Origin of the sequence: Rhodococcus sp. SORGH_AS_0303 (assembly GCF_030819335.1) — a bacterium.
Lineage (GTDB): Bacteria > Actinomycetota > Actinomycetes > Mycobacteriales > Mycobacteriaceae > Rhodococcoides.
Window position 1 is genome coordinate 2641802 of sequence record NZ_JAUTBO010000001.1, and the last position, 22980, is coordinate 2664781.

Annotated in this window: 18 protein-coding genes and 1 riboswitch; of the genes, 12 read left to right on the top strand and 6 right to left on the bottom strand. The window is 69.6% G+C overall.

From position 1 onward, the window contains the following. The first annotated feature begins 37 nt into the window (after positions 1-37). The 9 genes from QE449_RS12445 to QE449_RS12485 all read left to right on the top strand — a co-directional run bounded on the left by QE449_RS12445 (position 38) and on the right by QE449_RS12485 (position 10855). Positions 38-427 (top strand): BlaI/MecI/CopY family transcriptional regulator, encoded by a 390-nt coding sequence (locus QE449_RS12445; RefSeq protein WP_027505427.1) that lies wholly within the window; start codon positions 38-40, stop codon positions 425-427. A gap of 42 nt (positions 428-469) precedes the next feature. After that, on the top strand, positions 470-1423 hold the full coding sequence (locus QE449_RS12450) for a M56 family metallopeptidase (RefSeq protein ID WP_027505428.1): 954 nt from the start codon (positions 470-472) through the stop codon (positions 1421-1423). A gap of 284 nt (positions 1424-1707) precedes the next feature. After that, positions 1708-3249, top strand: a complete 1542-nt coding sequence (locus QE449_RS12455) for a DEAD/DEAH box helicase (protein WP_051613283.1) — start codon at positions 1708-1710, stop codon at positions 3247-3249. Positions 3250-3313: 64 nt separating this feature from the next. Next, a complete protein-coding gene (gene gndA, locus QE449_RS12460; RefSeq protein WP_027505429.1) occupies positions 3314-4762 on the top strand; it encodes an NADP-dependent phosphogluconate dehydrogenase in 1449 nt (482 codons plus the stop codon). An 8-nt stretch (positions 4763-4770) separates the two neighbouring features. Next, on the top strand, positions 4771-5634 hold the full coding sequence (locus QE449_RS12465) for a DMT family transporter (protein WP_231476281.1): 864 nt from the start codon (positions 4771-4773) through the stop codon (positions 5632-5634). 58 nt (positions 5635-5692) lie between these two features. After that, the gene (locus QE449_RS12470) at positions 5693-7129 is read left to right on the top strand and encodes a GuaB1 family IMP dehydrogenase-related protein (RefSeq protein ID WP_222631279.1); all 1437 of its coding nucleotides are present in this window, start codon (positions 5693-5695) and stop codon (positions 7127-7129) included. Between the two features lie 357 nt (positions 7130-7486). Further along, positions 7487-8884, top strand: coding sequence for a hemolysin family protein (locus QE449_RS12475; protein ID WP_056445121.1), 1398 nt, complete (start codon positions 7487-7489; stop codon positions 8882-8884). Next, positions 8877-9965, top strand: coding sequence for a hemolysin family protein (locus QE449_RS12480; protein WP_307108904.1), 1089 nt, complete (start codon positions 8877-8879; stop codon positions 9963-9965). Before QE449_RS12475 ends, QE449_RS12480 begins: the two co-directional genes overlap by 8 nt. Continuing rightward, complete coding sequence (locus QE449_RS12485; protein ID WP_373428293.1) at positions 9962-10855, top strand: 3-methyladenine DNA glycosylase; 894 nt, start codon at positions 9962-9964, stop codon at positions 10853-10855. The genes QE449_RS12480 and QE449_RS12485 overlap by 4 nt, the downstream gene beginning before the upstream one ends. A gap of 9 nt (positions 10856-10864) precedes the next feature. On the opposite strand, the gene QE449_RS12490 is transcribed toward QE449_RS12485, so the two are convergent. Beyond that, positions 10865-11740: an aldo/keto reductase gene (locus tag QE449_RS12490; RefSeq protein WP_027505433.1), complete on the bottom strand. Its 876-nt coding sequence runs from the start codon at positions 11738-11740 to the stop codon at positions 10865-10867. Positions 11741-11892: 152 nt separating this feature from the next. Here QE449_RS12490 and QE449_RS12495 point away from each other — a divergent pair, with 152 nt between their 5' ends. The 3 genes from QE449_RS12495 to QE449_RS12505 are packed head-to-tail and all read left to right on the top strand — an operon-like array spanning position 11893 to position 17068. Next, complete coding sequence (locus QE449_RS12495; protein WP_307108905.1) at positions 11893-14073, top strand: malate synthase G; 2181 nt, start codon at positions 11893-11895, stop codon at positions 14071-14073. Between the two features lie 42 nt (positions 14074-14115). Continuing rightward, the gene (locus tag QE449_RS12500) at positions 14116-15894 is read left to right on the top strand and encodes a VWA domain-containing protein (RefSeq protein WP_307108906.1); all 1779 of its coding nucleotides are present in this window, start codon (positions 14116-14118) and stop codon (positions 15892-15894) included. A 31-nt stretch (positions 15895-15925) separates the two neighbouring features. After that, positions 15926-17068 carry a metallophosphoesterase gene (locus tag QE449_RS12505; protein ID WP_307108907.1) on the top strand — a complete coding sequence of 381 codons (1143 nt, stop codon included), beginning with the start codon at positions 15926-15928 and terminating at the stop codon, positions 17066-17068. 24 nt (positions 17069-17092) lie between these two features. Here the strand turns inward: QE449_RS12505 and gcvP are convergent, their stop codons facing one another. The 5 genes from gcvP to garA all read right to left on the bottom strand — a co-directional run bounded on the left by gcvP (position 17093) and on the right by garA (position 22956). Next, the gene (gcvP, locus tag QE449_RS12510) at positions 17093-19954 is read right to left on the bottom strand and encodes an aminomethyl-transferring glycine dehydrogenase (protein ID WP_307108908.1); all 2862 of its coding nucleotides are present in this window, start codon (positions 19952-19954) and stop codon (positions 17093-17095) included. 168 nt (positions 19955-20122) lie between these two features. Then, positions 20123-20241, bottom strand: a riboswitch (glycine riboswitch). A gap of 36 nt (positions 20242-20277) precedes the next feature. Next, positions 20278-20880 carry a MerR family transcriptional regulator gene (locus QE449_RS12515; protein WP_027505438.1) on the bottom strand — a complete coding sequence of 201 codons (603 nt, stop codon included), beginning with the start codon at positions 20878-20880 and terminating at the stop codon, positions 20278-20280. Between the two features lie 234 nt (positions 20881-21114). After that, positions 21115-21588, bottom strand: coding sequence for a bifunctional nuclease family protein (locus QE449_RS12520; protein WP_027505439.1), 474 nt, complete (start codon positions 21586-21588; stop codon positions 21115-21117). Positions 21589-21712: 124 nt separating this feature from the next. Beyond that, positions 21713-22456, bottom strand: a complete 744-nt coding sequence (locus QE449_RS12525) for a MerR family transcriptional regulator (protein ID WP_027505440.1) — start codon at positions 22454-22456, stop codon at positions 21713-21715. Next, on the bottom strand, positions 22456-22956 hold the full coding sequence (gene garA, locus QE449_RS12530; protein ID WP_027505441.1) for a glycogen accumulation regulator GarA: 501 nt from the start codon (positions 22954-22956) through the stop codon (positions 22456-22458). The genes QE449_RS12525 and garA overlap by 1 nt, the downstream gene beginning before the upstream one ends. Between the last annotated feature and the right edge of the window lie 24 nt (positions 22957-22980).

Sequence of the window (22980 nt, forward strand, 5' to 3'; positions counted from 1 at the left end):
TACGCATTTGCGTCGGAGTGGCCGTATCATCTGACGAATGGCAGGCCTGGGCGATCTCGAACGAGCAGTGATGGAACATTTGTGGTCGAGTTCGGAGCCGCAGACCGTCCGTCAGGTCCACGAGGCACTGGCGTCGAAGCGTGAGCTCGCATACACGACGGTCATGACGGTCCTGCAGCGTCTGGCGAAGAAGAAGCTCGTCACCCAGCAGCGGGACGACCGCGCGCATCGGTACGCTCCGGTACATGGGCGCGAAGAGCTTGTCGCCAGCCTCATGGTCGACGCCCTCCAGCAGGCCGACCGCTCCGGCGGACGCGCTGCTGCCCTGGTCCACTTCGTGGGTCGGGTCGGCGCCGACGAGGCCGCCGCACTCCGGGAGGCCCTCGCGGCACTGGAGACGCAGGACGACGGTTCCTCCAACGCCTGACCTCTCGACCCTCGACGCTCCCTCCCACACGACGGTGAGGACATGAACGCACCGACAGCACTGGTCTTCGCGGTACTCGCGTTGATCCTGACGGGACCGGTTCCCGCGATGCTGTCCCGTGCGACATGGCCGCACCGGACACCGCGCGCCGCCCTGGTGCTGTGGCAGGCGATCGCACTCGCCGCGGTGCTCTCGGCCTTCAGTTCCGGTCTCGCGATCGCGAGCCAGCTGCTCGTCCCCGGACCGGACGGCCGGCCCACCACGGCGCCGACGGCCGAGATCGACGCCCTCGGCCTCCCGCTGTGGATCCTCTACGTGACGGTGCTCGCGATCACCCTCGTCATCGGTGCGCGGCTCGTCTGGGCCACGTCCCTGGTGGCGATCAAGACCCGACGGCGGCGTGCGCGACACCGCACGCTGGTCGACATCCTCGATCGCAGTGCGGGCGAGACCAGTGCCCACGGAACCGACGTGCGGGTCCTCGAGAGCCTCGACCCCATCGCCTACTGCCTGCCCGGACTGCGGCAACGCGTCGTGGTCAGCGAGGGCACGTTGTCCAACCTGGACGACGACGAGCTGGCCGCCATCCTGACCCACGAACGCTCCCACCTGCGCGCGCGGCACGATCTCGTTCTCGAGGCGTTCATGGCCGTCAACCAGGCGTTCCCGCACGTCGTGCGCAGCCGGTCCGCGCTGGGGTCGGTGCAGCTGCTGGTCGAGCTGCTCGCGGACGATTCCGCGGTGCGCGTCACGGGCCCTCGTCCCCTCGCCCGCGCTCTCGTGGCCTGCTCCGGATCGTCGGCGCCGCGGGGAGCGCTGGCCGCGGGTGGGCCGAGCACGCTGGTGCGGGTGCGCCGGTTGGCCACTCCCGGTTCCACCCCGGGTGTCGCCACTCTCGCCTATCTCGCGTCGGCGGCCATCCTCGTGGTGCCGACCATCTACGTCGCCGTGCCGTGGTTGACCGAGCTGACGCGCCTCGCACGACACGGTTCGTGACTACTGGCTCACACGAGTCGGCATCGACACCACTCGTCGCGTAGTGTTACCCGTGGTTCATCAGAACCATCCGTTAGTCGATATGGCACAAATTTCGCCGTCGCTCCGATCCGTCCCCTCGTGGACGCCACGGAGTCGTACCGGTGACAAGACACCTCACATTGCGCCCGAGCTCCGCTTGCGCATCGATGACCAGGTGATGTGTGCCCTGGCTCGTCACGCTGCGCGGTGATTCATCGTTGCTGTGCACCGACGCGCCTGCAACCCCGAGAGGTACCACCGCGTTGACCAGCGCCACCCCCGTTTCTGTTTCTGCCACCAGCACTCCCGAGGCGTCCGAGACCACGTTCTCCGACCTCGGACTTCCCGCGGCCATCGTCGCGGCGCTCGCCAAGAACGGCATCACCGTTCCCTCGCCCATCCAGAAGATGGCCATCACCGACGCCCTCGCCGGCCGTAACGTTCTCGGCCGCGCACAGACCGGATCGGGCAAGACGCTCGCGTTCGGTCTGCCGATGCTCGCCCGCCTGGCGTCGACCGGTACCAAGCCCGCCGCGAAGCGTCCCCGCGCACTGGTGCTGGTCCCCACCCGCGAGCTCGCCTTCCAGGTCGTCGACTCGCTGCAGTCCTACGCCACCGTCCTCGGACTGAGCGTGCGTCCGGCCGTCGGCGGCACCCCGTTCGGTCGTCAGGCCGATCAGCTCCGCCGCGGTGTCGACGTTCTCGTCGCCACCCCCGGACGCCTCGGCGATCACCTGCGTCAGGGCACCTGCGTCCTCGAGGCAGTGGAGATCACCGCACTCGACGAGGCCGACCAGATGGCCGACATGGGCTTCCTGCCCGAGGTGCGCGACATCCTCGGACAGACCGCGAACGGTGGCCAGCGCATGCTGTTCTCCGCCACGCTCGACCGCGAGGTCCAGTCGTTGGTCCGCCAGTTCCTGGCCGACCACGTCCAGCACTCGACCGGTGACAGCAAGGCCGCCGTCGAGTCGATGGATCACTACATCCTCAATGTCGGCCGCGGACAGAAGGACATCGTCCTGTCCGAGATCGCCGCTCGCGAGGGTGGCCGGACCATCATGTTCGCCCGCACCAAGCTCGGCTGCGACGGCATCACCGATCGCCTTCGCGCCGTCGGCATCCACGCCGAGTCGCTGCACGGCGGCAAGGCTCAGAACCAGCGCACCCGCGTCCTCGACCGCTTCAAGAGCGGCCGCACCCCCGTGCTCGTCGCCACCGACGTCGCCGCACGCGGCATCCACGTCGACGGCATCGACCTGGTCGTGCACGTCGATCCGCCCGCGGATCACAAGGACTACATGCACCGCGCCGGCCGTACGGCACGTGCCGGTGCGGCAGGCACCGTCGTCGCCATCGCGCTGCCCAACCAGCGCCGCATCATCAGCCGGCTGACCGGCCAGGCCGGTGTCAAGGTCACCTCGGTGGACGTCTCCCCCGGTTCGGTGGAGCTCGGTTCCATCACCGGAGCCAAGGCTCCGTCCGGCGAGCCGGTGCGTGAGGCACCGCGTCGCGAGCGTCCCAGTGGCCCCTCTCGCTTCGGCGCCTCGGGATCCCCGCGCACCGGTGGCTACCGTGGCGGCGACTCCGGCGGATACCGGGGTCGCGACGAGAACCGCACCGGTGGGTACCGCGGCGGTGAGTCGAGCGGTGGCTACAAGGGCCGCGACGAGAACCGCACCGGCGGCTACCGCGGCGGCGAGTCCACCGGTGGCTACAAGGGCCGCGACGAGAACCGCACGGGCGCAACGGCTTCGCGCACCGGCGGGTTCCGCAGCCGTGCTGCGGGCACCGCGCGCGACTGACAGCTCTCCCGTCCTTGTCCGGCCCCGACTTTCGCGTCGGGGCCGGGCAGGGAAAGCTGGGGGAATGACTTCCTCGGATTCTTCACCTCTCGCCCAGATCGGTGTCACCGGCCTCGCTGTCATGGGGTCCAACCTGGCGCGGAACTTCGCCCGCCACGGACACGTGGTCGCGGTGCACAACCGGAGTTACTCCAAGACACAGACTCTGCTCGACGCGCACGGCAGTGACGGCACCTTCGTCGCGTCCGAGAGCATCGAGGACTTCGTGGCCAGCCTCGAGAAGCCACGCAAGGTCGTCATCATGGTCAAGGCCGGCGATCCCACGGACGCGGTCATCGAGGAACTCGCCGGCGTCATGGACGAGGGCGACATCATCATCGACGGCGGCAACGCCCTCTACACGGACACCATCCGCCGCGAGTCCTCGTTGAAGGACCGCGGCCTTCTCTTCGTCGGCGCCGGCATCTCCGGCGGCGAGGAGGGTGCACTCAACGGCCCCTCGATCATGCCCGGCGGCCCCGCGAAGTCGTACGAGTCGGTCGGGCCCCTGCTCGAGTCGATCTCGGCACACGTGGACGGCACCCCGTGCTGCACCCACATCGGCCCCGACGGGTCCGGGCACTTCGTGAAGATGGTGCACAACGGCATCGAGTACGCCGACATGCAGCTCATCGGTGAGGCCTACAACCTGCTACGCGACGCGCTGGGCATGGATCCGGACGCGGTCGCCGACGTCTTCCGCCAGTGGAACGAGGGCGACCTCGAGAGCTACCTCGTCGAGATCACCGCGCAGGTGCTCGCCCACAAGGACGCGAAGACCGGGAAGCCGCTGGTCGACGTCATCGTCGACGCCGCCGAGCAGAAGGGCACCGGTCGCTGGACCGTCAAGTCCGCGCTGGATCTCGGAGTCCCCGTCACCGGCATCGCCGAGGCGGTGTTCGCCCGAGCACTCTCGGGCGCGCGCGGCCAGCGCGAGGCGTCCAAGGGTCTGGCGTCGGGAACGCTCTCGGCGAAGCCCGAGGACATCGAGACCTTCACCGAGGACATCCGTTCCGCGCTGTACGCCTCCAAGGTCGTCGCCTACTCGCAGGGCTTCGATCAGATCGCCGCCGGTTCGGCCGAGTACGACTGGAATCTGCACCCCGGCGATCTCGCCACCATCTGGCGCGGAGGATGCATCATCCGGGCCCGGTTCCTGAACCGCATCAAGGACGCCTACGACGAGAACCCGGAACTGCCCGCGCTGTTGCTGGCGCCGTACTTCCGTGACGCCGTCGAGAACGCCGTCGACAGCTGGCGTCGCGTCGTGTCCACCGCGACACTCCTCGGAATCCCGGTGCCCGGCTTCGCCTCCGCCCTGTCGTACTACGACGGACTGCGCGCCGAACGTCTGCCCGCCGCGCTGACGCAGGGTCTGCGCGACTTCTTCGGAGCGCACACCTACGAGCGCATCGACGCCGACGGCAAGTTCCACACCCTGTGGAGCGAGGACCGGTCCGAGATCGAGGCCTGACCTCCGCCGTGAGTTCGTCCGTGCTCGCGGTCGGGCTCTCGCTCGTCGCGGCATTCCTCTTCGCCTGCGCCGCCGTCGCTCAGCAGACGGCGGCGTCGGCGGTCGCGGACGGCGACTCGTTGATCTCGGGTCTCGTGCGCAGCCCGCGGTGGTGGGCCGGGGTGGTCGGCGACCTGGGCGGATACCTGGTGCAGGTGGCGGCCCTGGCCGTCGGGTCGGTGTCCGTGGTGCAGCCGTTGCTCGTCAGCATGCTCCTGTTCGCGCTTCCCCTCGCCGCGAAGTACTCCGGTCTGCGGATGCGGCGCGCCACCTGGATCTCGGCCGTGGGTCTCACGGTCGCGTTGGTGGCGTTCGTCGCGGTCGGCGACCCCACCGAGGGCACCGCCGACGCGCCGCTGTCGGTGTGGGCACTGCCGTTGGCCGCCGTGGTGGCGGTGGCATTGGTCGGCGCTGTCGCCGGTGTGCTCACGCGCGAGCCCGGTCGTGCGGCGCTGCTGCTCGGAGTCGGCGGTGGGCTGCTGTTCGGCGTCGCCGTCGCGTTCACCAAGTACGTCACCGACCTGGTGGAGTCCGATCTGCTCGGCGCCCTCACCGCGTGGCAGACGTACGCGTTGATCGCCGCGGGAGTCTCGGGCTTCTACCTGCAGCAGCGAGCGTTCCAGGCCGGTCCGCTCGCGGCGTCGCTGCCGGCGGTGACCGTGTGCGAGCCGCTGGCGGCGGTGTTCCTCGGCATCGTGGTGCTCGACGAACGGCTCCGCCTCGACGGACTGCGCGGCGTGGTCGTCGCCTCCGCGGTGATCGTCATGATCGTGACCACCGTGGTTCTCTCGCGGGAGCAGGGGCGTGCGGACGACGCCGTCCCGGTTGTCTGACCCACCCTCGACGTCGCCGCCGCAAGATATATCCGTCGGTCGCGTAGGCTGGCGTCCCGTGCATTTCCTTCGCGACCAGCGCCCGCCCTACGACCTGACGTACGACGACGTGTTCCTCGTCCCGAACCACACGACGGTCACGTCCCGTTTCGACGTCGATCTGGCGAGTGTCGACGGCTCCGGGACCACCATTCCCATCGTCGTCGCCAACATGACCGCCGTGGCCGGCCGCCGGATGGCGGAGACGGTCGCGCGACGCGGCGGCATCGTCGTCATCCCGCAGGACCTGCCGACCGCGGCCGTCGCCGAGACGGTCTCCTTCGTCAAGAGCCGGAACCTGGTGGCGGACACCCCGGTCGTGTTGACGGCGGAGGACTCGGTCTCCGACGCTCTCGCCCTCATGCCCAAGCGTGCCCACGGCGTCGTCGTGGTCGTGGACGGTGACACGGCCGTGGGCATCGTCTCCGAGGCGGCGTGCACGGACGTCGATCGCTTCGCGCGCCTCTCGACGGTGATGGACAAGGACTTCGTGACGGCCTCCGTGGACACGAGTCCCCGCGAGATCTTCGAGCAGCTCGAGGCCCGGCACGAGAACCTCGCCGTACTGACCGGACCGGACGGCGCACTCGCGGGAGTGCTCACCCGCACCGGTGCGCTGCGCGCCGGCATCTACCGGCCCGCCACCGACGCCGACGGACGCCTGCGCATCGCCGCCGCAGTCGGCATCAATGGTGACGTGGGCGCGAAGGCCGCCGCCCTGGTCGAGGCCGGGGCCGACGTCCTGGTGCTCGACACCGCCCACGGCCACCAGCAGAAGATGCTCGATGCGCTGGCCGTCGTCGCGGCGCTCGATCTGGGCGTGCCCCTGGTCGCCGGCAACGTCGTGTCCGCAGCGGGTACCCGTGACCTGATCGAGGCCGGCGCGGACATCGTCAAGGTCGGTGTGGGCCCCGGCGCCATGTGCACCACCCGCATGATGACCGGCGTGGGCCGCCCGCAGTTCTCGGCCGTCGAGGAGTGCGCCGCCGCGGCGCGCGAGCTGGGCAAGCACGTGTGGGCCGACGGCGGGGTCCGACATCCCCGCGACGTCGCGCTCGCCGTCGCTGCGGGTGCCTCCAACGTCATGATCGGGTCCTGGTTCGCCGGCACCCACGAGTCGCCCGGAGATCTCCGCGTCGACGCCGCCGGGGTGGCCTACAAGGAGAGCTTCGGCATGGCGTCGAAGCGAGCCGTGGCCGCACGCACCGCGGCGGACAGCGCGTTCGACCAGGCGCGCAAGGGCCTGTTCGAGGAAGGCATCTCCAGCTCGCGGATGCGCCTCGATCCGGAGCGGCCCGGTGTCGAGGACCTCATCGACCACATCTGCGCGGGTGTGCGCAGCACCTGCACGTACGCCGGTGCGCGCTCGCTCGAGGAGCTGCATCGGGATGCCGTGCTCGGCATCCAGTCTGCGGCGGGCTTCGCCGAGGGGCGGCCGCTCCCGTCCGGCTGGTGATCTCGGCCGCACTCGTGCTCACGCCGCCGACTCGGTGATTCCGGGTCGGCGACGATACGATGTGTGCGATAGCGGCGCCCCCCGAGCGGGTACTGCTGTGACACGCGCCGATTCTGCGGCGCAGGCGTCGCCTCCACGCGAACGCCACACGACAGGAAGGACACCGGTGCCCGAGGCACCCACGACGACGCCGACCCCCGGGTCCGGCACTCCGTCCCCGGACCGACCGTCCCGAGACCGCCCCTCCCCCGACGGGGAGTCGTCCGGCGGTCTCTCTCCGGAGGGCTCCTCTAGGTCGCCGGGCTCACCCGGCGCTTTCCCGACGACCACCTCGAGTCGCAGCGAGGTGTGTCCCTCGTGACCGTTCTCGTTCCGATCCTGTCCCTCGTGGGCTTCGTCGCGCTGACGGCGGGAACGGCGATCTTCGTCGCCGCGGAGTTCTCCCTCACCGCACTCGAACGCAGCACCGTCGACGCGGCGGCCCGCGACGGTGACATGCGTTCCCGCCAGGTCCAGCACGCGCACAGGACGCTGTCGTTCCAGCTCTCCGGTGCGCAGCTCGGCATCACCATCACCACACTGATCACCGGCTACATCGCCGAACCGGTGCTGGCGCGGTTCATCACCCCCGCCGCCACGGCACTCGGTGCGTCCGACTCGCTCGCCGGCGCCGTGTCACTGGTGCTGGCGCTCGTCATCGCCACGTCGGCGTCGATGGTGTTCGGCGAGCTGGTGCCCAAGAACATGGCCATCTCCAATCCGATGAAGGTGGCGCGGGCGACGGCCGGCCTGCAGGCAGGATTCTCCCTCGTCTTCCGCTGGGCCATCAACGGTCTCAACGGTTCCGCGAACTGGGTGGTCCGCCGCCTCGGCGTCGAGCCCGCGGAGGAACTGCGTTCGGCGCGCTCGCCCCAGGAACTCGGGTCGCTGGTGCGCTCCTCCGCGGAACACGGCTCCATCGACCAGCGCACCGCTCTCCTCGTCGACCGCTCGCTGCAGTTCGGCGAGCGCACGGCGGAGGAGTTGATGACCCCCCGCGTGAAGATCGAGACCCTCGCCGCGGACGACACGGTCGCCGACCTCATCGACACCGCGGCCCGCACCGGGTTCTCCCGGTTCCCCGTCGTCAACGGCGACCTCGACGACACCGTGGGCGTCGTTCACATCAAGCACGCGTTCACCGTGCCCGCCGAGCGCCGCGCCGGAACGACGGTCAGCTCCCTCGCGCAGCGTGTCCCCAACGTCCCCTCGAGCCTGGACGGCGATACCGTCATGGAACGGGTGCGCGCCGACGGCATGCAGGTCGCCATCGTGGTGGACGAGTACGGCGGCACCGCGGGCATCGTCACCATGGAGGACCTCATCGAGGAGATCGTCGGCGACGTCCGCGACGAGCACGACACCCGCGAGGTCGACGTCCAACGCGTCGCCGACGGGTGGCTCTGCTCCGGACTCCTGCGCATCGACGAGGTCACCGAGTTCACCGGGTACGCGGCACCCGAGGGCGAGTACGACACCCTCGGTGGCCTGGTGTTGACGCAGTTCGAACGCATCCCCGACGCCGGCGACCAGGTCATCCTGCCGCCCCCGAGCGGAGACCTCGAGTCCGACGAGGGCGGCTGGGTCGCGCGCGTGGACGCGATGGACGGGCGCCGGATCGACCGGATCCTCGTTCGCCCGGCCGCGGAGGACGAGATCACCCGGCTGCGCGCCGAGACCGTCCGCGAGCACGACCGGGAGGCCCTCGATGGGTGACCTTCTCGCCGTCGGCCTCGCGGTCGTCCTCCTGCTCCTCAACGCCTTCTTCGTCGGTGCGGAGTTCTCTCTGATCTCGGCACGCCGCGACCGCCTCGAGAGTCTGGTGGTGCAGGGCAAGAAACGGGCTCAGACGGTCATCGAGGCCGGTCAGAACCTGTCGATGATGCTCGCGGCCGCGCAGCTCGGCATCACCATCTGTTCGATCCTGCTCGGGCGCGTGGCGGAACCCGCCGTGGCCCACCTGATCGAGCGTCCGTTCGAGCTGCTCGGCGTACCCGACTCCCTGCTGCACCCCATCGGGTTCGCCCTCGCCCTGGGCATCGTGGTGATCCTGCACATCCTCATCGGCGAGATGGTGCCGAAGAACATCGCGATCGCCGGACCGGAAGCGACGGCGATGTTGCTGGTGCCCGTGCATCTGTGGTGGTTACGTGTCGCGAAGCCGCTGATCTCGTTCTACAACCTGTGCGCCAACGGCACACTGCGGTTGTTGCGCGTCGAGCCGAAGGACGAGCTGGACTCGTCGGTGTCGGCGGACCAGCTCTCCGACATGATCGGCGAGTCCCGCTCGGAGGGACTCATCGACGAGGAGGAGCACCGCCGGCTGACACAGGCTCTCGAGACGTCGGGTCGCACCGTGCGGGAGGTCCTCATCCCGCTGGACAAGGCCCGCACGGTGGTCTGCGGACCCAAGGGACCCACGCTGGGTGCGATCGAGGAGGCCGTCCGCGAGACCGGTTTCTCGCGGTACCCGGTCCGCGACGAGACCGACGGCATGATCGGGTATCTCCACATCAAGGACGTCCTCGATCTGATGGCGGACCCGCTGGCCGACTCGAAGACCATCATCCCGCGCTCGGACGTCCGCCTTCTGCCGATCATCGACGCACGCACCCCTCTCGACGAGGCGTTGGCCGGTCTCCGCCGCCGACGCAGTCACCTCGGCGCCGTGGTGGAGACGGGCAAGGGCACCATCGGCATCGTCGCTCTCGAGGACCTCGTCGAGGAGTTCGTCGGCACGGTGCGTGACGGCACCCACCTCGTGGAGGACGTCGTCCCCGGGCCCGACGCGACGTGACGTCCGTCGTGTCGGACACCGATCTCGTCGTTCTCGGACCGGACGCGTGGCATCCTCGGCGGCACGCTCACGGCGAGCGGGTGGACGAGATGATCGGTGCCTATCTGGAGCGGCGCGCGGTCGGCGAGCCGCATCCGGTGCTCGACTTCCTCTTCACCTACTACAGCCTCAAGCCGGGCCATCTGCGCCGGTGGCACCCCGGTCACGGCTCGGTACTGACCGGGGCGGGCATCGAGGACTACCGCGGACGCTCCGGGTACGTGGACGTCGCCGTGGGCGGGCGACCCGGCGTCACGGTGTCGTCCGAGTTCCTCGACCGGCGGTCGTCCGCGATCGAGTTCGTGAGCACCCTGATCGGCCGGACGGCCACCCGCCCGGCGCAGCTGGGCTGCTTCGGTCTGCACGAGTGGGCGATGGTCTACCGCGGCGGGGACGAGGCTCTGCGTCACGACGTGCCGCTGCGCCTCGGTCACGACGGCACCGACGCGGTGGTGGAGTCGATGCCGTTGCGCTGCACCCACTACGACGCGTTCCGTTTCTTCACCCCGGACGCGGTCCCGCGGAACGCGCTCGAGCTGACGCCGGAGCACCGGCTCCTGACGGAACAGCCGGGCTGCCTGCACGCCTCGATGGATCTGTACAAGTGGGTGGCGAAGCTCGGACCGCTGCTGCCGTCCGAACTGCTGCTCGACTGCTTCGCGCTGTCGATGACGGCGCGCGAACTGGACATGCGGGCGAGCCCGTACGACCTCACGGCGTACGGCTACTCCCCCGTGCGTGTCGAGACCCCGACCGGGCGCGCCGAGTACGTACGCGCCCAGTCGGCGATCGCGGAACGAGGAGCCGCTCTGCGAGTCGCGATCGGCGGCCTGCTCGCCGGTCTGCGCTGACGGTTCGGGTCAGACGCCCACGGCCGAGAGTTCGGCGAACTCCTCGTCGCTGAGCTCGATGCTCGCGGCGGCGACGTTGTCCTCGAGGTGGGACACCGACGACGTTCCGGGAATCGGCAGCATCACCGGGGATCGACGCAACAGCCACGCGAGGGCGAGCTGCGACGCGGAGACGCCGTGCCGCTGGGCCAGCTCCGTCAGCGGGCTGCCCTCGCCGGTGAGCTTTCCGGTGGCGAGCGGGAACCACGGGATGAAGCCGATGTTCTGCTCGGTCGACCAGTCGAGGAGCTCTTCGGAGGAGCGGTCCGTGAGGTTGAAGAGGTTCTGGACGGACACGATCGGAGCGATCCTCTGCGCCTGTGTCACCTCCTCGACGGACACCTGGCTGAGGCCGATGTGCCGGATCTTGCCCTCGTCCTGCAGCGCCTTCAGTTCGCCGACCTGATCCTCGAGCGCGACGTCCGGGTCGATCCGGTGCAGCTGGAACAGGTCGATGCGGTCCACACCGAGACGGCGCAGCGACAACTCCGCCTGCTGGCGGAGGTATGCGGGACGACCGACCGGGGTCCACTGCCCGGGGCCCTGCCGGGTGAGCCCGGCCTTGGTCGCGATCACGATGTCGTCGGCGTAGGGACGCAGCGCCTCGGCGAGCAGGTCCTCGGCCACCTCGGGGCCGTAGCTGTCTGCGGTGTCGAAGAAAGTCACGCCCAACTCGACCGATCGCCGCAGCACGCGGATCGCCTCGTCGCGGTCACGCGGCGGCCCCCAGACGCCTTCTCCGGGCAGCTGCATGGTGCCGTAACCGAGCCGGGTGATCTCGAGGTCTCCACCGAGCAGGAAGGTGCCGCTCGCGTCGGCGGGGCGGGAAGTCGTCGATGTCGTCATGGCGAGTACGACGCCGTGGGGGTCGCAGGTATTCCTGCTCGTGATCGTCCCGCGCGCCACCACCGGTGGGCTCCGCACTACCACTGGGTAACATCGGGGCGATCCAGCGCGGCACGACGCCGCGACAGGCGAGAGTCAAGTGAGGGGCTGTGATGACGGAACGCGTCCAGGTCGGCGATCTGCAGGTGGCGGCAGTGCTGCACGAGTTCGTGGAGAAGCAGGCTCTGCCCGGCACGGGTGTGGATCAGGATGCGTTCTGGGCGGGTGTGCAGTCCCTCCTCGAGGATCTCGCGCCCCGTAACCGGGCGCTCCTCGAGGCCCGCGACGAGATCCAGGGCAAGCTCGACGCCTGGCACTCCGAGCACCCCGGAGCCGGCTACGACCGCGCGCAGTACAAGGCGTTCCTGAAGGAGATCGGGTACCTGCAGGACGAGCCTGCCGCATTCGCGATCACGACCGAGGGCGTCGACACCGAGATCACCACGACGGCCGGCCCGCAGCTGGTCGTCCCCGTCCTCAACGCACGCTTCGCCATCAACGCCTCCAACGCCCGGTGGGGCTCGCTGTACGACGCGCTCTACGGCACCGACGCCATCTCCGAGGACGGCGGCGCGGAGAAGGGCACCAGCTACAACAAGGTGCGCGGCGACAAGGTCATCGCGTGGGCTCGCACGTTCCTCGACGACGCGGTGCCGCTGACGTCCGGCTCGCACGCGGACGCCACGTCGTACGTCGTCGACGGGTCCGCCCTGGCGGTCACCCTGTCCTCCGGCGACACCGTCGGTCTCGCGTCACCGGACTCGCTGCTCGGCTACACGGGTGAGCCGTCCGCACCGACCGGCATCCTGTTCGTCCACAACGGCTTGCACTTCGAACTGCAGATCGACGCCGAGAGTCCCATCGGCAGCACCGATGCCGCGGGCGTGAAGGACGTGCTGCTCGAGTCCGCGGTCACCGCGATCATGGACTTCGAGGACTCCGTCGCCGCCGTGGACGCCGACGACAAGGTGCTCGGCTATCACAACTGGCTCGGTCTGATGCGCGGCGATCTCGCCGAGGAGGTGTCGAAGAACGGGAAGACCTTCACCCGCACCATGAATCCGGATCGCGTCTACACCGCTCTGGACGGCTCCGAACTCGTGCTGCACGGCCGGTCGCTTCTGTTCGTCCGCAACGTCGGGCACCTGATGACCACCGATGCGATCCTCGACAAGGACGGCAACGAGATCCCCGAGGGCATTCTCGATGCCGTCATGACGTCCCTGACGGGTAAGCACAGCCTGCGAGACGACGTCGCGCTGAGCAACAGCCGCACCGGCTCGCTCTACATCGTGAAGCCCAAGATGCACGGTCCCGACGAGGTCGCCTTCACGAACGAGCTGTTCTCGCGGGTCGAGGACGTCGTGGGCCTCCCCCGCAACACCCTCAAGGTCGGCATCATGGACGAGGAGCGTCGCACGACGGTCAACCTCGCGGCCTGCATCCTCGCGGCGAAGGAACGCGTCGTGTTCATCAACACCGGCTTCCTCGACCGGACCGGCGACGAGATCCACACCTCCATGGAAGCCGGAGCCGTCGTGCGCAAGGCCGAGATGAAGAAGCAGAAGTGGATCGCCGCCTACGAGGACTGGAACGTCGACACCGGTCTCGCGGCGGGCCTCGAGGGCAAGGCGCAGATCGGCAAGGGAATGTGGGCGATGCCCGATCTCATGCACGACATGCTCGAGCAGAAGATCGGTCACCCGCGCGCGGGTGCGAACACCGCCTGGGTCCCGTCGCCCACCGCGGCCACGCTGCATGCCACCCACTACCACCAGGTCGACGTCTTCGCCCGCCAGGAGGAGATCGCGAAGGCTCGCCGAGCCACGGTCGACGACATCCTCGAGATCCCACTGGCTGCCGACACCTCCTGGAGCGACGAGGACAAGCAGCGTGAGCTCGACAACAACTGCCAGTCGATCCTGGGATACGTCGTCCGGTGGATCGACCACGGCGTCGGCTGCTCGAAAGTTCCGGACATCGAGGACGTCGCGCTCATGGAGGACCGTGCGACGCTGCGCATCTCGAGCCAGCTGCTGGCCAACTGGGTCCATCACGGCGTCGTGACCGAGCAGGACGTCGTCGCCTCGCTGGCACGCATGGCGCCGGTGGTCGATCGGCAGAACGCCGACGACCCGACCTACCGACCGCTCGCCGAGAACTCGGATTCCAACATCGCCTTCAACGCCGCCAAGGACCTCATCCTCGAGGGAACCCGGCAACCGAACGGGTACACGGAGCCGATCCTCCACGCGCGCCGTCGCGAGTACAAGGCAGCGAACCAGGCATCCTGACTGGGAGGCCGGGAGCAGCACGAGAGAGGACGGGTACCGAGGGTGGGAGAGCATCGTCGCACCGCGTCCACGTCGGGTGGTCGTCGCGGTGTGAGCCGCGGACCCGTCGTGGTCGTCGTCGTCCTCGTGCTGCTCGTCGCGGCCGTCCTGGGCTGGTTCGCCCTGCGCGATCGGATCACCGACGAGGGTGAGCAGGCCGCGAAGGCCTGTGTGGAGGGTGACGCCGTGCTGGCCGTCACGGCCGATCCCGACATCGCCGACGCCGTGCGTACGGTCGCCGCGACGTGGGACGCCACGGCGCCGGTGGTGCGCGATCACTGCGTCACCACGACGGTGACCGAGACGGCGTCGGACGTCGCGGCAGCGGCCCTCGCGGCCGATCCGTACGACGCGGCGGCCGGTCCTCGTCCGTCGCTGTGGATCCCGGCGACCTCGGCGGATGCGGCGCCGCTGATCGACGCGCGGCGGGTCGACAGCACCCCGCGGTCTCTCGCCACCAGTCCCGTCGTCCTCGGCGTCGCGCCGACGCTCGCCGACACCCTGGGAGCGGCGGCCGTGGGGTGGGCCGACCTACCTCGTCTCGCCGCCACCCCCGAGTCGCTCGACGCCATCGGCGCCGTGGGCTGGGGATCCCTGCGACCGGCACTGCCGGCGGGGTCGACCACCACCGCGGCTCTGGTGTCGGTGGCTGCGGCGGTCGTCGATCCCACCGCCTCCACCGCGTCGCTGACCGCCGATCAGGCTGCGTCCGCGCCCGTCGTGTCGGCGGTCTCCGCGCTCTCCCGCGCGGCGACGGACGCGTCTCCCACACCGCCCGCCGATGCTGCGGCCGCTCTCGATGCGATGGTGCAGGGCGGCGACCCCGCGGCCGCCCCGGTCCACGCCGTCCCGGTCACCGAACAGCAGTTGTACAACCGAATCACGGAGGGCCAGCAGCTGGCCGCCTTCCGCCCGGCCGGTTCGACGCCGAGTGCCGACCATCCTGCAGTGGTGCTCTCGGACGGTGATGCGACCGGACGCGCGGCTGCGGCCGCGTTCGCGGAGTTCGCCCGCGGAGCCGATCAGCAGCAGGCGTTCCTGCGACAGGGATTCCGCGTTCCCACCGCCGAAGGAACCACCGAGGCGACACCTCCGTCGGTGGCGGGACTGACGTTCCCGGCGATCGGTCAGCCCGCCGCATCGCCCGAGCCGGCGGCGCGCACGGCGGTGCTCGACACCCTCGCGTCACCCACCCGCCCGTCGAGCACCACCGTCCTGCTCGACGTGTCGGGATCGATGGAGTCGATCGACGGGTCCGCCACGCGCCTGACCAACGTGACGTCCGCCCTGCGTCAGGTGATCGGCGCGGTTCCCGACACCAGCCGGATCGGCCTGTGGACGTACAGCCGGGCACTGGACGGATCACGGCCGTACCGGGTGGAGGTACCGCTCACGGAGGCGAACTCCGAGTCTCGCGCCGCACTGGACAGCTCTCTCGCCGGTCTGTCTCCCGCCACCGCCACCTCGACCTACGCCTCCGTGCAGGCGGCCTACGAATCGGCGGTGCAGAACTGGTCGGGCGACGGGACCAACTCGGTTCTTCTCGTCACCGACGGCCCGAACGACGACACCTCGATCTCCGCCGCGTCCTTCCTCCAGTCGATCGCGGCCGCGTCGGACCCTGCTCGTCCGGTCCGCATCGACGTGGTGTCGCTGACCCAGAACTCGGACATCGCGACGCTGCGCAGCCTCGCGGGCCAGACCGGAGGCGACCTCGTCGAGGTGTCCTCCTCCGACCCCACACTCACCGCCACGCTCGACCGATTGTCCTCCGACCGGTGACGATCTCCACCGAATGCCGAAGGGCTTCCCCGTGATTCGCATGCTGACGTTCGCCGTGCTCCTGGCGATCGTGACGTTCGTCCTGCACCGCCGTCTGGTGGTGGCCACCGGACTCACCGGCGCCGCACGCCTCGCCGCAGATGCCGTTCTCGTGGCGTTCTGGGCCGCCGCGGTGGTCGGGATCGGCAGCGGTGAGGTACTGGATCCCTCGTGGGCCCGCTACGTCGCGTACCCGGGTCTGACCTGGCTCGCCGCACTCCTGTACCTCTGCCTCGGTTCCCTGCTGATCGCCGTGGGCGCCCTGGTGGTGCGGATCGGAGCGCGTGTCGCCCACCGCGACGGGGTGTCCGCACGGCGCACCTTCGTGCGTCCCGCCACCGCCGTTCTCGTCCTCGGCACCGTGGTGGCCGTCGCGTACGGAGTCGTCGCGGCCGCCACCCCGAAGGTGACCCGGACGACAGTCGAACTCGCAGCACTGCCCGCGTCGTTCGACGGTGTGCGGGTGGGACTGGTGTCCGACCTGCACGTCGGCCCGGCGCGCGGCGAGGAGTTCGTGCAGGGGGTCGTCGACACCCTCATGGCGGAGAAGCCGGATCTCGTCATCATCGCCGGGGACCTCGTCGACGGAACCGTGGACCTCGTGGGCCCGGCACTGGCTCCGCTGAGCGAACTGTCGGCGCCGCTGGGTGTCGTGGTCACCAGCGGCAACCACGAGTTCTATGCGGGCGACGGCGGCGCGTGGCTCGACCTGTACGACTCGCTGGGACTGCGGGTCCTGCGCAACGAGACGGTCCCGCTCACCCGCGGCGTCGACACGATCGACCTGGTCGGCATCGAGGACCTCACGGCGCCGGAACCGTACGAGCCGGATCTGGCGGCAGCCCTCGAGGGCACCGACCCGGCCCGTTTCCAGCTGCTCTCGGCGCACCAGCCCAAGCAGGCGACGCAGGCGTCCGATCTCGGTGTGGACATGCAGGTCTCCGGCCACACTCACGGCGGACAGATCTGGCCGATCGTGTATCTCGTACCGCTGCAACAGCCCTCGGTCCAGGGCCTCGACACCATCGGCGACACCACGCTCTACACCACCCGCGGCGCCGGCGCCTGGGGTCCCCCGGTACGCATCGGCGCGCCGCCCGAGATCTCTCTGCTGGAGCTCCGGACGGCGCGCTGATCACATCGCGTCAGTGTCAGTAGGTCAGGCGAAGGCCTCGATCGGCGGGCACGAGCACACGAGGTTGCGATCGCCGTGTGCGCCGTCGATCCGCCGCACCGACGGCCACACCTTGGCGCGCGAGGTGCCGGCCGGGTAGACGGCCTCCTCGCGCGAGTACGGGTGCGTCCAGTCCGTGACGAGGCAGTGCGCCGTGTGCGGCGCGCCCCGGAGCGGGTTGTCGTCCACGGTCCACTCCCCCGACGCCACTCGTTCGATCTCCGCGCGGATGGCGATCATGGCGTCGACGAAGGCGTCGATCTCGTCGAGATTCTCGCTCTCGGTCGGCTCGATCATGAGGGTGCCCGACACCGGGAAGCTCATCGTCGGTGCGTGGAAACCGTAGTCCGCCAACCGCTTCGCGACATCGTCGACCGTCACCCCGGTCCGCTTGGTGATGGGCCGCAGATCGAGGATGCACTCGTGCGCGACCATCGAGCGATCGCCGGTGTAGAGCACCGGGAAGTACTCGTCGAGTCGGCGGGCGATGTAGTTCGCCGACGCGATCGCGGTGAGGGTCGCGCGCCGTAGACCGGCGGCACCCATCATGCGGATGTAGGCCCACGTGATCGGCAGGATCGACGCCGAACCGTACGGTGCGGCCGAGATCGCACCGGTCTCACCGAGACCCTCCACGAACGGGTGTCCGGGCAGGAACTGCGCGAGGTGGGAGCGGACGCCGATCGGACCGACGCCGGGGCCGCCGCCGCCGTGCGGGATGCAGAACGTCTTGTGCAGGTTCAGGTGGCTGACGTCGCCGCCGAAGCGGCCGGGGCGCGCCACGCCGACCAGAGCGTTGAGGTTCGCGCCGTCGACGTACACCTGGCCACCCGCGTCGTGCACCGCGGCGCAGATGTCGCCGATCTCGTGTTCGTAGACGCCGTGGGTCGAGGGGTAGGTGATCATGATGGCGGCCAGCGACTCGGCGTGCTCGGCCACCTTGGCGCGCAGGTCGTCGACGTCCACGTCACCGTTGGTGCGGCACGCCACCACCACGACCTTCATCCCGGCCATCACGGCGGACGCCGCGTTGGTGCCGTGGGCACTGGACGGGATGAGGCAGATGGTGCGTGCGTCGTCCCCGCGGCTGCGGTGATAGTTGCGGATCGCCAGCAGGCCTGCGTACTCGCCCTGGCTGCCCGCGTTCGGCTGGAGGGACACCGCGTCGTAGCCGGTGACCGCGACGAGCCACTCCTCGAGGTCGCTGATGATGCGCGCCATGCCGGGAGCATCGTCCGCGGGCGCGAAGGGGTGCAGGGCGTTGAAGCCCGGCCACGTGATGGGCTCCATCTCCGCGGTGGCGTTGAGCTTCATGGTGCACGAGCCCAACGGGATCATGCTGCGGTCGAGGGCGATGTCCTTGTCGGACAGCGCGCGGAGGTACCGGAGCATGGCGGTCTCGGTGCGGTACCGCGTGAACGCCGGGTGCGTCAGGAACTCCGACGTACGGGAGAGGGCGTCGGGAACGGCGATCGGCGCGGAGCCGGAGGCCGGCTCGACACCGAAGGCCTGCAGCACGGCCTCCACATGAGCGTCGATCGTGGCCTCGTCGCAGGAGATGCCGACGTGGTCGTCGTCGACGAGGCGGAGGTTGATCGCGGCGGTCGTCTTCGCGGCGGCGACCACCTCGGCCGCGCGGCCGGGTACGCGGGCGAGGACGGTGTCGAAGTAGTTCTCGTGCACCACGGTGACGCCACCGGCGCGCAGCGCGGCACCCAGCGAGGCCGCGTGGCCGGCGACGCGCCGCGCGATGGCGGTGAGCCCGTCGGCACCGTGGTAGCTCGCGTACATCGCGGCGACGACGGCGAGGAGCACCTGCGCGGTACAGATGTTGGACGTCGCCTTCTCGCGGCGGATGTGCTGCTCACGTGTCTGCAGAGCCAGGCGGTAGGCGGGCGATCCGTCGGCGTCGACGGAGACGCCGACGAGGCGGCCCGGCAACTGACGAGCGTGGGAGGTGCGCACGGCAAGGTATCCCGCATGCGGTCCACCGAAGCCCATCGGGACGCCGAACCGCTGCGACGTGCCGAAGCACGCGTCGGCCCCCTGCTCGCCGGGCGAGGTGACGAGAGTGGCGGCGAGGAGGTCCGCGCCGACGGCCACGAGGGCGCCCCGATCGTGCGCCTCGGCGATCACCGACGTGAGGTCGACGATGCGGCCCGATGCTCCCGGCGTCTGCGACACGACACCGAAGAACTCGCCCTCGGGCAGGCCCGCCGCGAGGTCGGCGTCGACGAGCTCGATGCCGAGCGGCTCTGCGCGCGTCGCGATGACGGCGCGGGTCTGCGGGAACAGGTCGGTGTCGAGGACCAGGCGGGCCGACTTCGACTTGCCGGCTCGGCGCAGCAGCGTCATGGCCTCCGCCGCGGCGGTGCCCTCGTCGAGCATCGAGGAGTTGGCGATGTCCATACCCGTCAGGTCGGACACCATGGTCTGGAAGTTGAGCAGTGCCTCGAGTCGGCCCTGGCTGATCTCGGGCTGGTACGGCGTGTACGCGGTGTACCAGGCCGGGTTCTCGAGGATGTTGCGCACCAGGACGGGCGGGGTGAGCGTGGCGCTGTAACCCTGGCCGATCATGGACGTCGCGACGGTGTTGCTCGCGGTCAGCGCGGCCAGTTCGGCGAGTGCCTCGTGCTCGGAGACCGGCGCGGGCAAAGCGTCCAGGCCGTCCGCGATGCCGTCGACGGCCGCGTCGAGGATGTCGGCGGGAACCGCGGCGGCAGCGAGATCGTCCAGGCTCGCCACACCGATGACGTCGAGAAGTCGCGCGGTCTGCTCCGCGTCGGGCCCGATGTGGCGGTCGACGAAGGTACGGAGTCCGGAGGTCGAGCGGGGTTCGGCGGTCACGTGATCTCCCGTGGTGGTGGCGAGGTGCACGCCCCACACGCAGGGAGGGACGCCCCTCTCCCTCTGTCGTGATGCCCGAGACCACCGGGCGCCTGAGAGATTCGGCCGCCGTGTACGGCGCCTTTCCCCGTGGGCGGGTGGACGATTCCACCACTTTCCAGAGGCGTCGGAGCCCGCACGGTCCCGGGTGCCTGAGAGATTGACGGAGAGGTGCTGCTCCTTCGGCGCTCGTCGGGCTCGGTCCTGTGACGGACCGTGTCCCGGCGAAGCTCTCCCGTGCGGCGTCGACGCTTACTCAGTATATGGGAGTGCGCGCCGGCAGGTCAGCCGGTCTTGCGGCTCGCGCGATTCTTGCGGCGGGAGGCGAGCTCGTCCTCGGGCGTCGGCTGGCTCTCGCCGCCGTCGGCACGCTCGGCGGGGAAGTCGGCGATGGCACCGGTCAGTTCACGCATGGCTCCGCTGACCGCGATCCCGAAGACGCCCTGTCCGCCCTGCAGCAGGTCGACGACCTCTTCGGCGGACGTGCACTCGTAGACGGTGGTGCCGTCCGAGAACAGCGTGATGCGGGCCAGATCCGCCACGCCACGACGACGGAGGTGGTCGACGGCGACGCGGATGTTCTGGAGCGAGATGCCGGTGTCGAGCAGTCGCTTGACGATCTTGAGTACCAGGATGTCCTTGAAGGAGTACAGCCGCTGGCTGCCGGATCCTGCCGCGCCGCGGATGGACGGCACCACGAGGCCGGTGCGGGCCCAGTAGTCCAGCTGCCGATAGGTGATGCCGGCGATCTGGCACGCACTGGGGACGCGGTAGCCGACCAACTCGTCCGGAACCGAATCGTCGGGGAAGAGACCGGGTTGCACCTCGTCCACGTCGTTCGATGCCAGCAGGCTCATCTGCTCCGGCTCCTGCGGCTGATCTGCCACGTGTTTCTCTCCCTCTCGGATGGTCCGCCTGGAGTCCTCGTCCGCGGACCTGTGCGGTACGCGCGGTGAGAACGACGATGACATCCGTGACGCTCGGCGAGGTCGAGAATACGCCCTCACCGCGGTGAGCGGCACGTCCTTCATCGACCCGAACGCTATGGACCGCGGAGCCGTGAGGCAACGCGCCACGCGGTAAGCCTCAACCTCAACTCAAGGGTGAGACTCGATCGTTATCTAACCGTCGGTCGCCTTGAAGTCGTCCGGCGAGATGGTGTCCAGGAATTCCTTGAACTTCTCCACCTCGTCCTCGCGCTCGTCGGGCATGACCAGACCGGCTTCGGCCAGAACGGGCTCCTCCGCGAAGATCGGCACGCCGGCTCGCAGGGCGATGGCGACCGAGTCCGACGGGCGTGCCGAGACACGCACGTCCTGGTCGAAGACCAGGTCGGCGTAGAAGGTGCCCTCCTGGAGATCGACGATGCGGACTTCCTTCAGGGATCGCCCGAGGGCCGTGACGATGTCACCGATGAGATCGTGGGTCAGCGGACGCGGCGGTTGCACGCCCTGCTGCTCCAGTGCGATCGCCGTGGCTTCCGTCTGGCCGATCCAGATCGGCAGGTACCGTTCGCCGTCCGACTCCCGCAATAGCAGAACAGGTTGATTCTGTGGCTGCTCCACCCGGATACCGATCACGCGCATCTCGCCCATCGCGCCGCCTCCCAGCTGCTGTGACTCGTCGCCCGCGCACTCGACGGGGCGGACGTGCTCTCCAGTGTATTGACCCGCGGCGCCGACGACCGGCCGTGCGAGCGGCCGACGCACGCCCTCGGGACTACTTGTCCAGTATCCCGTGCACCGCGGACTTGACCAACGACGTGTGCAAGGACAGCGACAACGCGGCCAGCTCCCGGACGAGCTCCTCGGCGCGGTCTCGCGCACCCGCGTCACGGCCCAGGGCCACCGGCCCGGCGACCTGAGCCAGCAGGTTCGCCTCGCGGTCCGCGGCGAGCTTGAACGCGCGCAGATGCCGCACCTCGAGCCCGTACTGCGCCATCGCCCACGCGGTGCGCACGAGCACCACGGCTTCCTCGTCGTAGAAGCCGGCCGGACCCGCCGAGACGAGGCCGCTCTTCTGCAGTTCGAGCAGGAACGGCTCGTCCACGCCCGCACGCTCGAGCAGGTCGGCACGACTCATCCGGACGCGCCGCTCCCCGAGAAACTCGGTGGGCGAGACACTTCCGGGCGCCAGAGCCAGGACACGAGGCCCCTTGGGCGCCGCGGCGACACCGTCGGGACCCACGGAACGGATGCCGTTGTCCAGCGCGTCCAGCTGCTCCTTGATGACCTTCAGCGGAAGGTAGTGATCACGCTGCGCCGTGAGGACGTAGCGCAGGCGCTCGCAGTCCTCGACGGAGAATCTCCGGTAACCCGACGCCGTTCGTTCCGGGGAGATCAGTCCCTCGGCCTCGAGAAAACGGATCTTCGAAATGGTGACGTCGGGGAAGTCCGGGCGCAGTCGATCGAGTACGGACCCGATCGACATGCCGCCACCGGACTGCTGCCCGACTGCCGTCATCAGCTACCTGCGCCGGCAGACGTCTCGCCGAGCTGACCGCCTGCGGACTGGCCCTTCGGACCGGTCAGGAACACGAGGCGGAACTTGCCGATCTGCACCTCGTCGCCGTTCGCCAGAACGGCGGAGTCGACGGGCTCACGGTTGACGTAGGTGCCGTTGAGGCTGCCGACGTCGACGACCTGGAAGTCCTCGTCGTCCTGACGGAACTCCGCGTGGCGACGGCTCACGGTCACGTCGTCGAGGAAGATGTCGCTGTCCGGGTGGCGTCCCGCGGACGTCGTGGGCTGGTCCAGCAGGAAGCGCGAGCCCGCGTTGGGGCCCCGCTTGACGACGAGCAGGGCGGAACCGACGGGCAGACCCTCGACCCCGGAGACCGGTGCGTCGGAGGAGCCCTGGGGCGCCGCTGCGGAATCGATCTCGTTCAGGAAGTCCGCTCGGAAGACCGAGGTGGTCTCCGCGGGGGACTCTCCGTAGACGCCGTCGTTGCCGTTATCGCTCACGTTTCTCCTCCTCGATCTGATCGC